Below are 13,769 nucleotides of genomic sequence, written 5' to 3'. Positions count from 1 at the left end.
GATTCTTATATTTCTGTTTATTTGTAGACCTCGTCAATCGCTGCTTGGAAAGGTGCCTTGTATTTCTCGATCAGCGTTGAGACCGAAACTCCTTCTTTAAGTTCAGCGTCAAAATCCCAGAATGGCAAAGAAGGGAATGTATTGTGATCAAGAACCAGCATGCCCTCAGCAACGGTTCGAGCATTGTTGATGTCAGCTTCCTCGGTCAGATGTGTCTCCAGTGTAGATTGTTCAGGGTAATCATAGATCGAATCGATCTCGTTGATTTTCTCCCAGATATACATCAGTTGTTCCGGATTCTCTACAGCTTTCGGGATCGTTATAGCCTGGTAACGCGATTCCCCGGAATGATAGGCCGAAGCACTCGGTCCTTTCGGGAATGGCACGAAGCCGATGTCGTAATCCTTCATATCCGTCTTGATCCCTTCAATCTCATACATGGCGCCGGAATACATCAAAGTATTGCCTTGACGGAAAAAGGTTGCTGGCTCCGTCCAGTCTCCCCCTTCTGAAGCTCTGCCCACTTTTTCCGTAGCCAATTTGGAGAGGAAATTCAGTGCCTCTTTGGTTTTCGGATCTTCCAGGTTCTGCTTATCTTCTTTCGTTAGAGATGCCTCATTGGAGTACAGAATGGGTTCGAGAAGTCCCGTCTGAGCCAATCCCCATGTATCCAGTTTGCCATCATTGTTGCGGTCCTTATTGGCCTGTTTGGCAACTGTGAGGAACGTATCCCAGTTCCACTCATCTGCATCGACATAATCTTGAAGTGGCTTCAAGCCCAGTTCTTGCATCAGTGTACGATTGTAAAAAATGCCGTTAATGAAAGAGGATTTATCCTCGGTAAAACCATAGCCTTTTCCTTCATATTGCATATATTCTTTCGTGGTTTTCTGATTGAACACTTGGTCGTTCTTCGTATATTCATCGACTGGCCATAACAGATCTTGCTTGGTCAGTGCCGGAATGGCATAGTTTTTACCCAGTCGTACGAAGTCACCCAGCGGTTCGCCCGCCATCAGGGATGCCACGACTTTTTCTTGATATTCGCCAAAATCGATCGAAACATATTCGATTTCGAAGTTATGCTTTTTCTTCAGCGCTTCCAGATTCTCGATGCGTTGAATGTTGTCCGGATTGTTATCTGTTATTTCCATATCCCACCAAGCGACTACTTTGATTGTTCTGCCTCCCATATCAAAGTCCATCTCCGGTGTGGATGTTTCGTTCTTCGGTTCGGTTTCATTAGTCGTCTGTTCCTCTTGTGGCACCTTGGTCTCCGGTTCGGGCTGAGCTGTCGGTGCTGAATTGCAAGCGGTGATGAACAACATTACGGATAAAACCAAACTGAGTAGCATGAACGTTTTTTTTCTCATCGTCTTCCCCCCTGATTGTCGTTTGCTCTCAAAGTGTAGCTTCCAAATGAAAGCGCCATCAACCCGCCGGAATACAGGTGTTTACCCTGACTAATTATAGATTTTTGCGTAATTTAACAAGCTGGGTACATTCTAGGTTCCAATTGGTAAAGAAATGGACTCTCTGCAAAAATATGCACATTGTATGCGCTTTCTTTTATTACCATAATGAAACTAAGCCATATTTCGGTTGATCTATTGGATTACAATTCAGGAGAAGGTGAGGTATTGCTTCATGTATGATATTTTACTTGTGGATTTCAGCCGTCGTTTGTGCGGAGAGTTGCAACAATTGTTGCTACGTAGCAAAGCTCAATATACTATCGCTAATTGTGTGTTCTCATCGTCCGAAGCTTTGACCGCATTGTCTGAACGAGACTTTTCCCTTGTTATGGTACATACAGAGAGGTTCGATACCGCGGGTCTATGGTTATGCAACGATATTCGGAAAAAAAGTCAGATTCCCATCCTCTTGATGGGCGGAAGAGATCACTTCAGGCTCGTGCGTAAAGCTTTGACTTATCAAGTGAATGATTATCTTCCGCATCCTGTAAGCGCCTCTTCGTTACTTAACAGTCTGCATAGCCTTCGATCCCAGCTTGAAACGGACCCGGCACACAAAACGTCGTTTTTTTTCAAAACACCCGTTCAAATGAATGGTAAGCCTCTGCATTCCAGTCATGTTATTCGCATCGTCAAGGCCTATGTACGGGATCATCTGAGTGATGAAATTACGCTGAAGAAAATCTCAGACATGCTCCACTTTAATTGTGCGTACCTTGGTCAGAAGTTCAAACTGGAAGAGAAAATGTCTTTTAACGATTACATGCTTCAACAACGTATGGAGAAGGCTCAGCAACTGCTGTCTTCCACGAATCTGCGCATATATGAGGTTGCTATTGAGGTAGGTTATAAGGATATTGACTGGTTCTATAAAAAATTCAAAGCTTATGCCGGCTCCAGTCCGAATGCATATCGAAGACAAAAAATGAACAGCGCCTAGGGACGGATCATCTTCTACTATCGTTGTCATGTAAGGCTAACAGACAAAACCGCAGGTCTAATACCCTGCGGTTTTCGCGATGCCAGTCGTACCTCTCGCTTTCACAATGCTTCCTATTTAGCGCACCAGAAGAGATTCCCGGTACTCCTGAGGCGTCATGCCCGTTATTTTCTTGAACAGTCGGGTAAACGAATGCGCTGCCTCATACCCCACTTGAAGTGCAATCTCGCGCACCATGAGATCTTTATTCTGAAGCAATTCTTTGGCTCTCCTGATCCGGCAGTCGTCAATAAACTCAGACAAGTTTATGCCCATTTCCTGTTTGAAGAATCGCGAAAGATAAGACGGATTAAAATGATGGAGTTCAGCCAATCTCACCAATGATAGATCTTTCTCAAGGTTATCCTTGACGTAATTGCATAAAGAGTGAATGACAACGTTAGCACGTTCTTGTTCATTTGATCGCTTGAATCGGACTAACTCATCGGCAGCACGGTATAGATATTGCACGGCATCCTTCATACAGGTATACTCCCCCAAATGAAGCAAGCTTCGATGTTCCGGGATTTTCTGTTGAAGACTCCAACGATTAATGGTCGAATGCAGTAACAATGCGAGGTTGTAGTATGTCTCCATTGCACGTTCCATCGTTATATCCTGTTGCAACAGTTCACCTGCAAGCTCCTCAAATATGTCGTAGAATGGCTGAATTCTTCCTGTCTCCAAGTAACCTGACATGATCTCGATCCGACTGGAAATCCGCATGGATTCTTTGGGTGCACCTGCCGAAAGATCATCCTTATGATCCGTGAGTACCATGGATACCCCATCTCCGACTTTCATCCATTGAAGCAATCTCAACCGTTCATATTGTTTTGTTATCCCGGACCAATGACAGCTCAGCCCACTTAATGTAAACGCGATGGATACGTCAAGTGAAACCATGCAAGCTTCCTGCACAAGTTCCAATGTACCCTCAAGAAATCGTACGATCTTGTCGTTCTCCATCTCCTCCTGCTTGGGCTGAAGCAGCCAGACCACATCTCCGTAATGATCTGTTACACTAGCGCACCCCATTCGCTCATGCATCAAAGATGAGCCAATAATACGTACAGATTCCTGGGCTTGTGTGGGCTCCGAACCTGCTCCTGACGAATTATTGAACCGACCCAATACGAGATAAACGGGTGTGTCGAAACGCAAGTTTATCTTTCGTTTGGACAATTCATCTTGCATTTCGACTGGGCCAGATATGGTTGCTGTACAATCCTGAAGTAATTTCCGCAAATACGACTCTTGCTGAATCACTGCAAGCTGAGAGTTGAATTCACGCGATTGTTCCAATATTTCAAGCATGCTGTGACTCTGTCGGATCTCTTCCATCACATCTTCGACAACTGCCATCACTTTGTCATAACCTTCCGTTTTGAGCAGGTAACGCACATTGCGCATTTGAAAAGCCCGGTAGGCATAATCAAAATCACTATGTCCAGTCAAAAATATGATCCGACAATTCGGCCAACTGCTCTGAATCCGCTCTGTCAGCTCCAGACCACTCATACCCGGCATACGAATGTCCGTTAGAACGATGTCGATTCTTGATCGTTGCATCCAAGATAAGGCTTCTGTCGCGGAATAAGCCATACATACGTCAAGCCGGTCAGGCATATGCCTGGCGAACGTTTCATAGAGACTGTCCGTAATGATCTCCTCGTCATCCACAATTAAAAGTCGATACATTCGCGTTCCCCTTCCTTCCACTGGATTCGAATTGTGACTTTTAATCCTTGCAGTTCACTTCTGGATAGGAAAAGCCCGCTTCCTTCTCCATATGTCAGAACCAGACGTCGGTGAATGTTCATCAATCCAGTCATTTCATCCGTGCCTCCGTCCATATGTAAACGTTGCTGAAGAACATGGATGTGGCTTTCTTCCAAATCATTTCCATTGTCCTCTACTGTAATCTCTACATATGGAGCTTCCATATGAAACCCGATAATTAGAAGGCCAGAAGACGTATTCTTTTCAAGACTGTGCTCATAGGCATTCTCAATAATCGGCTGAATGATGAGTCTGGGCACCTCAATATGTTCCATTTGCACTGGAAGTGGCCCGAAATCGACTTTGATTCGTCTGGAGAATCGCAACTGCTGGATCTCCGTATAGATTCGTGAATGCTCAATTTCCTCTTTTAACTTGACGTGATCTGTTTCATTTCGGGTAATGAACCTGAAATATTCACCAAGCATATTAGTGAACTGTTCAATACGTTCTGTCTCCCCTGTTCTGGCGAGCGAATTCAAAATAAAAAAGCTATTGTACAGGAAATGAGGGTTGATTTGAGATTGGAGCTGTTTCAATTCGGCTCGCTGCATCATCATTGTTTTTTTGAAATCTCGGTCGATCAGGGATTGAAGATTTTCAATCATTTGATTGAAACGGGTGTATAGGAAGCCAAACTCATCCTTTCGATTGTGCGCGATGGGCACATCAAGCACGCCGCCCTCCATTTTTTTGAATCTTTTCACTAACAATAGTAATGGAATGTGAATCAGCTTGTAGCTTGAATACAGATATGCCGTGATGGCCACAAATGAAGTAATTGCAAAAAGCCAAGCCCAGTGATAGAACTTGCTAAGTGGCCTGGTTACTATTTCCTCGGGCAAATATGTAGCTACGGTCAATCCCAGCGAGTCCATATGTAACTGACTAACGTGATACAACGTGCCCTCCACCTTCATCCGAAAACCATCAAGTGTACCTTGTGCACTATGCTCACGGTAATTCGCGAGAATAATACTACTTTCTTGCTTATCTGTGATGGCATGGCCCGTTTGGTCCTCAATCAGAAAAGTAGAACTCTCCGGGTACAGATTAAGCCGAGTGAGTTCATTCTGAAAGTGCTCTGTATTGAGCTCCACTTGAATGACAAATAGCGGCGCTTCCCCTCTCGTACCTGTCAGCCGGACGGCACTCATGTTCATGGTGTTCTCTTTCACAGTAAAATGTGTACCTTTTCCTTGCATGCCTGAACTAAAGTATACATATGAACTCTCATCGAAATCATCGATGCCTTGGGTCGCGGAAATACTTTTGCCGACGGTAGGGATATGTACATGGACGTTTCTGATGTAAGCCGTGCTGTTCTTAAATGACGCGAGCCGTTCAGTCAGATAATTCAACGTATCCCGTCGCTCAACCTGATCCATCATGTTCCATAGAATCGCCAAACGATTCAGTTTACGATCCTCGACGATATCAAACTGCTGTAGCTCCATCCATTCCATTTCCCTATTCAGTTCCACTACATATTGGTTCAAACGTCTCTCCGTTGACAAGGATATTTCCTGGCTTGCATTGTCATAACTCCAATGATACAGATACACGCCAAGAAGAATAAGGGGAAGCACGAAGACCAGATAGGTGAATATCAATCGCACAAATATACTGTTAAACCATGATTTAGCGGGAATCTTGATCAATGCTTCCACCTCCAATACCAAAGGCTGGATTAGTTCCTTGTATGCGTACAGTAGTAAGTGTGAACATTATTGCTCCTTTGGCTTGTTGGTTCGGAACCACGCGTTAACTTCCGATGTGATCTGATCTCCGCCCAGCTTGCGCCAGTTCTCTACAAATCGATCAAACTCATCTATTGGCCTACCCAGAATAATGTTCATATAGGCTTCAAGCTGGAGATCCCGCAGAATAATCTGCCGGTCCACCATGGTGTCCGTAATTCCGCCCGTGAACTGGTCATAGAGAAGTTGACCGTTCTTCTCGTATGAATCTGCAATGCTAAAAGCACCCGAAGGTCCGTAGGTTTGCTTCCATCCCCAGCCACTCTTCACACCATCCCTATCGTAGGCAACAATTCGTTTGTGAATCGCAAGGGCTTCATTCTGCAGAGCCGAGTAATCTCCTGAACTCCTGGCATCACGAATTTCCTTGTAGGCATCTATATTTTTGTTACCGGGAAAAGGAGTAACGGGTGAGAGCATCCACACCGCTCGGGAATCGTCATTGTAATATGTTTCGTACTGTGCCTGATCCCCCCAATTGGTTTCCAGATGCAGATTCATGAGCTTCACGACAACCTCCGGATTAGAAAACCCTTTTTTTACAGCAAAGTATTGCCCTGTGTTCGAACGGAGAGGTACAAATAGATCCCTGCCTGAATTCGCAACAATAGGATATGCCTGCCATTCTATATCTGTATCTGTATCCCGGGTGGTCTGAAGCATAAAGGATGTCCACTGCTCGCCGTAGAGCATTCCTATTTTTCCATCCTGAACCAGACGAAACGCCTTACTCCCACTTTTGTAACCAAAATCCGGATCCAATTGCCCGTCAAGATACATGGTTTGCAGTACTTGCAGAGCCTCGCGAACTTCAGGTTGTATCCCCCCATAAGTAAGATTGCCTTCTGCATCTTTGACCCATATATTGGGGAATGCGCCGTATCCGGACATCAAGCCTGCAGCTCCCATGGCGGGATCCCATAGATGGTTCGTTAGCGCCAGTCCGTATGTATCCTGTTCTCCGTTCCCGTCAGGATCTCTTTCTGTAAACGCTTTCGATATTAGCAGAACGTCTTCCAGTGTTTTGGGTGATTGCAGCCCCAGATGCTCCAGCCAATCGGTTCTAATCCACAGATACTGCGCTGTCTCAATGGAGGAAGATGATTCGGGAATCGCCATAAGTTTGCCGTCAATGGTCGCTGCGTCGAATGCGCCTCTTCCCTCCGCCTCCAATATTCTCTTCGTAAGTGGAGAAGCATGCTCTTGGTATACATCCGTTAAATCTTCAATCACTCCAGCATTGCTCAGTTGTCTAAGTTGGTATGGATTCACTTTGACCACGTCCGGGAAACGTCCTGCAGCAAGAGATACGCCCAGCTTCTGACTGTACACATCTCCGTTCGCAATCCAATCATAGTGAATATGAATACCCAGCTCGGTCTCGTACAAACGAGTCCAGCGATTATCCAGTATTGTCTCGCCTGGCAACTGACCAATCATTCGCTCAAGGTCATCTCCGGTTTCCCTGACAAAAGAGACCTCTATGGGCGGAGAGTATCTCCCAAACGTAGAGGGAGGTTGCATCTGCTCGCCATCCAGTTGCGAATGATGTTGATCAGAATTCCCTTCGGTGTGGCCTGCTGGTATGCACACGGCAAGGAACAGAATGAACGTCCATCTTGATATGTCCAACCATCTCTTATACATGACGACATGCCCCCAATTCGGTGTGAACAACTCTCTTCTCTCTGTCAGCTTGAATCCATATCATTGTACAACAACTTGTACCCACTGAATACGAAAAGCCGCCGTTGGGCGGACTTTAAGGATTTTCATTGATCTCATCAGGGTTGATTACGTGATAGTCAAAACTGGAAAAGTCAGCTGTTCCTCCAACCATTTGGGTCGAATATACAAATAAACCAACCCGGCATCCCATAAAATGATCCAGTTTGTATATCATTTTATGGTGAATCCCTAGATCTCTCCACTTCATCCCATCAAAATAGGCAAAAGAGCACTCATCCAGATTGTTTTCAAAATTTCCGAATGCTTTCAACTTAACGATTGGATCGGAGACTGGAATACGTGCATGTTCAGTCGCTGGCTGCTGATCGATCAGGTTGCCAAATATCGTTGGATCCTCACTATCTCTGGCATGCATGACCAGGAAAAACGAGCCTTGCTCTCTCGTAAGAGCGATCATGCCATACGAACCGATTAGAAAGCACAACCCTGCATAATCTCCATCTTTTAGGGAAGTGCCATCGAGTGTGACCGTCGCTTCACAAGCAGGCCCCATTGAACGCTGGGTTAGTGTGTTTACGGCAAACGTCAGATTTGGACTGATCTGTCCAGTTCGAACACGATAAACCCCCGGTTTTTCTGTAACGGACCAGAGTTCATGATGAGGTGTATGATTCCATTGCCAGAAATCACGAAGGCGTATTCGTCCATCTTCTTCGACTTCATAATCGAAACGGTCGCTCCCGACCAATGGATTATAACGGTACTTTGGTCTGGTACTCGGGATGTTAATCTGTTTCGGAGCTTTGCTTGCAAACACCGGGATATCTTGATCAAAATGTAGCGGAACCAGTACAGGGATACGGCCAACGGCCCCATGATCCTGAAACAGCATCGCGTACCAGTCACCATCCGGCGTATCCACAATGCCGCCCTGAGCAACGCCTGAATTGAAATAATTCATGTCGTCATTGAATACTTCTCCACCAGCGAAAACACCTTCCAGAGAGTCAGCCATATAATACGCCTGTGTTCTACGTCCGGAAGCTTTCGTGATGTGAATCAGGAAAACGATATATTTCCCGTTGATCTTGTAGAAATGTGCTCCTTCATAACCAAGGTGATAAGGCTGCTGTTCTTTTACAATCAAGCGATGTACTCCACCAGGTTTGGGCCCGGACAGGTCAGAGCTTAATTCGGTCAGATAGATCTCGGCATTACCGTGCACGAGATATACCCGTTCATCATCGTCGAAGAATAAGGAGCAATCATGGTAGAACCCTTCCACTAGCTGCTTCTTCCACACTCCTGAGATGGATGTGGACGTGTACAAGTATGTTTTACGGGTATCATTCGCGACAAAGATTACATAGAACACTCCTTGATGATAACGAAGAGAGGCGGCCCACATGCCTTTGCTATAAATATGCTGACCATCCACTAGCCGTTGGGCTGGAGTATCGTCCAATGTGTCGTACACATAGGTAGCTACTTCCCACTGAGTCAGGTCATATGAACGCAGGATGACACATCCTGGCATCATGTGCATGGTTGTGCTGACCATATAATACGTGTCCTCTACACGAATAACGTCAAGATCCGGGAAGTCGGCCCAAATAATTGGATTTGGATACATGCTTCATTTACACCTCATCTTTTCTGTTAAACTTCCATTCTCTTAAAAGGATGTTTGAGCTGTCTGTTGAGCCTTTAAGCATAATATACAAGGTATGAACACCTTGCGCACCCGTAATTTCGGTTGTTCGTTCCATCCAGTGAAGTGATCCAGTCGTGGACGAAACAATCATTTCTCCAATTAACGGTCCGTCTTTACGATCAAGCCGAAGTTCCAACATACCTTCTGTACCTTGATTCGCAAGGATGGCTTTGAAGATTGCAGGTCCTTCACGATCAAAATCGACGTTCGATATTGCAATCCAGCTGTCGCTCTTCAGCTTGGCTGAAATCACATTCGAATCTGATGCTGACACCTCAGCAGCGTCGTGATATTGTTCTGTTGATACGCCACTACTCCATCCAATCGTTGAACCATTTACCCGTTGATAGGGATCAAAGCACTTGATCTGATCTACGCCCTGATAATCTGCATGTACCTTCTTGATCCGACCAGAGGCCTCATCATGTTCGATTCGATTCAGATGCGTGGAACGGTATCCTTCGGGAATACTCATGGCTTGGCATAACGTCTGGGCGTGATAAACAATGTACCACTGATCCGCCAGTTGGAATATAGCATGATGGTTGTTGCCGCCAATACCAAAAAAGTGTCCGGGATTCTGAAGAATCGTTCCTTGATATGTCCATGGACCCATTGGTTGAATGCTGGTCATATAAGCAATTTCTCCAGCCGGTGGACTGCCTTCTGGCCGATCACCCTCGTCAAAATTGGAGCAATACGAATAGTAGTAAATATGATTATATTTATGTATTCCTGAATCCTCAAACATATATGGCGCCGGGATGACCTTCGCTTTGCCAACGACGCTGATCATATCGTCTCCCAATCGCATAACCCTTGCCGTATCCGGTCTCTCGGCTTTACCTTCGGGTATACCGCCTCCAAAATAGAGATAGGCTTGATGATCGTCATCTACGAACACAGCAGGATCGAATAGCCAAGTTACTTCTTCTACTCCCGGAGTCTCTCTTGTAACAAGTGCTTTTCCTATTGGATCTACCCATGGACCTACAGGTGTTGGTGCCGATAATACACCGATTCCACTGGCATTGTTTGCAAAATATAGAAAGAAACAGTCTTCGCCTTCTATTATTCGATGAGCAGCTGCCGGAGCCCAGGATTGGGAAGCCCATTTCGCTGCCCCCTGAGGTCCAGCAACCCTGATCTCACCATGATCGGTCCAGTTAATCAAGTCATCTGAAGAGATCACTGTGATCCGGTTGATTGAATTATAGCTGTTTTTCTGAGGAGTACCGTCCTTACCATATTCGAGCTTATCACTAGTCATATATAAGTAGACTCGATTGTTAAATACCAAAGCATAGGGATCGGCTCCAAACTTGTGGGCAATCAGAGGATTTCCGTTGGGACGAAGCTTCCCAATCTCCTTTGTAAACTTCTCCAGTTTGGCAGACTGGACTGGGTTTTGCTCACCAGCTTGTGATGTAGAATGATGATTCATCGAAAGAATTCCCCCTATAATCGTTATTAGTTATCTTTTTGTGCGAAAGCGTTTGCAATACAAAGGATACCATGATAGGATGATTACATTTTAAGGTAAGCTGAGTACAATTTCATTGCGTTATCCGCTCTATTTATTGCGTGAAATGACGGGAGGTGCTTCATGAGTGGGTCCTCTGAGTATTTTTATGATCCCATCCAGCCAGAACTTTTGTACCTGCATCGAGTAACGACGTATAAGCTGGAAACGATCTATCATCGCCATAATGCATACGAGATCTACCTGTTTCTTCGTGGCAATGTTCACTTTTATGTAGAAAATCGATGTTACCATGTGCAACCGGGGGATTTAATTGTGATATCACCTGCAGAGATGCATCGAGCCTTTATTTTGGATGAATCTGAATATGAGCGAATTACAATTAATCTAAAAAAAACGTACCTTCATCAGTTGTCTACTACATCAACCAACCTGTCGTCTTGTTTTGATCATCGTTCAAAAGGAACAGGCAACATCGTTCACCTCGACGATCGTAGTCTGAAGCAGATATTGCAATGGACGAGCGAGCTGGAAGGATTACTTGCTTCCGATGCTTATGGCGCGGATATCAAAATGAATGCAGTGATAGCCCAATTGCTGGTCATGATTAACGTCTGTTTTCACAACAATTCCTTTGTTCCTCATGACATTATGCCTGAACTGGTACGTGAGACTATGGATTATATTGAGACACATCTGAATGAAGATATTACACTTCGCAAACTTGCGGAAGCATTCTATATGAACAGTACTTATATCAGCCGCCAGTTTAAAAAGCATACCGGATTGACGATCAGGTCCTACATCTTGGGTCGTCGGATTGAACGGGCCAAATTCCACCTGTCTGAAGGAATGAGTATTACGGATGCTTGCTTTCAATCGGGCTTTAGTGACTATGCTAACTTTATTCGGAGTTTTACCAAAATGGTCGGCATCTCTCCAGGCAAATATAGCAAACAACGACGTGACGCCATTGAACTGTTATCATGATAATAACAAGCTAATGTATTGAAAAAGCCAAAAAACATCAAGCCATGCAGGATGGCTCGATGTTTTTTTTATTGCGATCATAGCCGCTCGTTAATTGATCTCTTTTCCCGTCCACAATCGAACGCGATCCTTAATCCATTCCGTATACTGTTGTTCCATGGCTACCGCACCCGCATCATCCAGTTCAGCAATCATATTGTCATATATGCCTTCAAACGCACTTGGAGAAGATGTGATCGCTTCGGCGATCCGTTTCTGAATAATATCCTGCGTTTTCTGATACACCACATTATAATCCCCGCTATCAGATGGAATCGGCATGTTGTAAGCCGCGCCCCACTCTTTCACCGGGAACTCTTCTTCAGAAGGGAACAAATCTTTCCAGGTTTTGATACCATACCCTTTCAGCGCTTCTTTTTCCTCATCGGAATAACTTTGCTGAATCTGTTCAGGATAATTCGTCGTGTAATAGTTGTCCGTTGAATCTTTAACACCATCCCCGTAATGGGCACCAAAAATGTAGTACAAGCCTACACCGGTTTCTTTGGTAAACGTGTTATTGTCTTTGTTTTTACGTTCCTGTACATCTGCCGGAATGGTGCGAACACCGTCTTCCACGTTGTAGTGTTCCCCTTCAACGCCCCAGTTTCTCAATACTTGTCCTTCCTCAGAAGACATCCAGTCCAAAAATTTGATGGCTCGAACAGGATCTTCACAATCGACCGTTATCCCAATGCCATAGCCGTCAAAGCCGATATTCTGAAAGTCTTTGCGCTGAAAACTATCGTCTAGTGTTACCGGATAGAATCCGTAGGTCATGTCGTCTTTCCCTGCACTTTTCAGCGCATTTTCCGCATCACTGAATCCCCAGTTCGGATCAAGCAACGAAAGCACGCGTCCGCTGGCGATTTTGGACTTATACTGATCATCTTTTTGAACAAAACTGTCTTTGTCTAGCAAGCCCTCATTGTACATCTTGTTCAACCAGCGGAAATATTCCTTTTCCTCTGGGCGTTTGTAATGCAGAACGGCTTCATATGTGTCTGGATCGATGAAATACTCGCCATCTCCCGGGCCACCCGTTGACATGGCAGCGGGGTCAGTCACCGTAATCATGCGTCTCCATCCATCCGCACTAAGCGTTAGTGGAATCGTTGGCTGACCATCGTCTGTTGTCGGATGCTTCTCGTAAAAGTCACGTAGTACATTTTCGAAATCGTTTAAGGTTTTGATCTCAGGATACCCGAGTTCCTTAACTACACGATGTTGAATGGCTGCACCGTTCGTGGCGTCAAAGCTGACCTGATCGATCGCACCGTTCGTCGGAATCCAATATATTGAAGGATCATCATTGCTGTATTTCAACCGATTAAAATGCTCTCCGTAAATCTTTTTCAAATTGGGCGCGTGTTCTTCGATCAGATCCGTCAAATCTACCATCGCACCGGCATCTACAAGTCGGGTCAAATTGCCTTTGGGGAAGATCAGATCCGGATAATCGCCACTGGCAGCCATCAGGGAAATGCGGTCATTACCTCCTCCGCTCGAAATATCAAATTCTGCATTAATGCTGACACCGGTTTTTTCCGTAATTTTTTTCCCTACGGCATCCTGCATTTTGTTCCAATTGGGACTTGCGTCTGCTCCAAAGAAAGTAAACGAGATCGGGCTGTTCGGATCACTGCTATTCGACTCGGCATTCTCTGCAGCATTTCCGCAACCGGCGGAAACCAGCACAACACTTGTTACAAGGCATGCTCCTAGCAATTTTGAAACGGCTCTCATTATTTCTCTGCCCCCTAGATGGTGTTAGTCGTGATAAACAATCCAGACATTACGATAACTCGTTTCGGAATAGTATACGCTTACATAATCAAGCGTTAATAAACGATTAAAA

General features: G+C 45.0%; 9 protein-coding genes. 2 read left to right on the top strand and 7 right to left on the bottom strand.

Features of this window, described 5'->3' with window-relative positions:
- Positions 1 to 17: 17 nt before the first annotated feature.
- A complete protein-coding gene (locus M1D71_RS13530; RefSeq protein WP_458126880.1) occupies positions 18 to 1,373 on the bottom strand; it encodes an extracellular solute-binding protein in 1,356 nt (451 codons plus the stop codon).
- A gap of 274 nt (positions 1,374 to 1,647) precedes the next feature.
- On the opposite strand from M1D71_RS13530, the gene M1D71_RS13525 reads away from it, so the two are divergent.
- Positions 1,648 to 2,415 carry a response regulator transcription factor gene (locus tag M1D71_RS13525; RefSeq protein WP_458126879.1) on the top strand — a complete coding sequence of 256 codons (768 nt, stop codon included), beginning with the start codon at positions 1,648 to 1,650 and terminating at the stop codon, positions 2,413 to 2,415.
- A gap of 117 nt (positions 2,416 to 2,532) precedes the next feature.
- On the opposite strand, the gene M1D71_RS13520 is transcribed toward M1D71_RS13525, so the two are convergent.
- The 5 genes from M1D71_RS13520 to M1D71_RS13500 form a co-directional block, all read right to left on the bottom strand.
- Entirely contained in the window at positions 2,533 to 4,155 is a 1,623-nt protein-coding gene (locus tag M1D71_RS13520; RefSeq protein WP_458126878.1) for a response regulator transcription factor, read from the bottom strand.
- Positions 4,140 to 5,906, bottom strand: coding sequence for a sensor histidine kinase (locus M1D71_RS13515; RefSeq protein WP_458127237.1), 1,767 nt, complete (start codon positions 5,904 to 5,906; stop codon positions 4,140 to 4,142). Before M1D71_RS13515 ends, M1D71_RS13520 begins: the two co-directional genes overlap by 16 nt.
- Positions 5,907 to 5,963: 57 nt before the next feature.
- On the bottom strand, positions 5,964 to 7,643 hold the full coding sequence (locus M1D71_RS13510) for an extracellular solute-binding protein (RefSeq protein WP_458126877.1): 1,680 nt from the start codon (positions 7,641 to 7,643) through the stop codon (positions 5,964 to 5,966).
- A 115-nt stretch (positions 7,644 to 7,758) separates the two neighbouring features.
- On the bottom strand, positions 7,759 to 9,318 hold the full coding sequence (locus tag M1D71_RS13505) for a glycoside hydrolase family 43 protein (protein ID WP_458126876.1): 1,560 nt from the start codon (positions 9,316 to 9,318) through the stop codon (positions 7,759 to 7,761).
- A gap of 7 nt (positions 9,319 to 9,325) precedes the next feature.
- Positions 9,326 to 10,843 carry a glycoside hydrolase family 43 protein gene (locus tag M1D71_RS13500; RefSeq protein ID WP_458126875.1) on the bottom strand — a complete coding sequence of 506 codons (1,518 nt, stop codon included), beginning with the start codon at positions 10,841 to 10,843 and terminating at the stop codon, positions 9,326 to 9,328.
- 162 nt (positions 10,844 to 11,005) lie between these two features.
- Between M1D71_RS13500 and M1D71_RS13495 the strand changes: the two genes are divergently transcribed.
- Positions 11,006 to 11,872, top strand: coding sequence for a helix-turn-helix domain-containing protein (locus M1D71_RS13495; protein ID WP_458126874.1), 867 nt, complete (start codon positions 11,006 to 11,008; stop codon positions 11,870 to 11,872).
- Positions 11,873 to 11,962: 90 nt separating this feature from the next.
- Here M1D71_RS13495 and M1D71_RS13490 read toward each other — a convergent pair whose 3' ends face one another.
- Positions 11,963 to 13,657, bottom strand: coding sequence for an ABC transporter substrate-binding protein (locus M1D71_RS13490; protein ID WP_458126873.1), 1,695 nt, complete (start codon positions 13,655 to 13,657; stop codon positions 11,963 to 11,965).
- Between the last annotated feature and the right edge of the window lie 112 nt (positions 13,658 to 13,769).

It is taken from the genome of Paenibacillus sp. Z3-2 (genome assembly GCF_054161325.1).
Note: the sequence above shows the minus strand (reverse complement) of the source record. Positions and strands in the feature narration are given on the sequence as shown.

Coding starts and splice junctions, on each gene's coding strand:
- M1D71_RS13495 (WP_458126874.1), top strand. CDS start 11,006: ATGAGTGGGTCCTCTGAGTATTTTTATGATCCCATCCAGCCAGAACTT.
- M1D71_RS13530 (WP_458126880.1), bottom strand. CDS start 1,373: ATGAGAAAAAAAACGTTCATGCTACTCAGTTTGGTTTTATCCGTAATG.
- M1D71_RS13500 (WP_458126875.1), bottom strand. CDS start 10,843: ATGAATCATCATTCTACATCACAAGCTGGTGAGCAAAACCCAGTCCAG.
- M1D71_RS13525 (WP_458126879.1), top strand. CDS start 1,648: ATGTATGATATTTTACTTGTGGATTTCAGCCGTCGTTTGTGCGGAGAG.
- M1D71_RS13510 (WP_458126877.1), bottom strand. CDS start 7,643: ATGTATAAGAGATGGTTGGACATATCAAGATGGACGTTCATTCTGTTC.
- M1D71_RS13490 (WP_458126873.1), bottom strand. CDS start 13,657: ATGAGAGCCGTTTCAAAATTGCTAGGAGCATGCCTTGTAACAAGTGTT.
- M1D71_RS13505 (WP_458126876.1), bottom strand. CDS start 9,318: ATGTATCCAAATCCAATTATTTGGGCCGACTTCCCGGATCTTGACGTT.
- M1D71_RS13520 (WP_458126878.1), bottom strand. CDS start 4,155: ATGTATCGACTTTTAATTGTGGATGACGAGGAGATCATTACGGACAGT.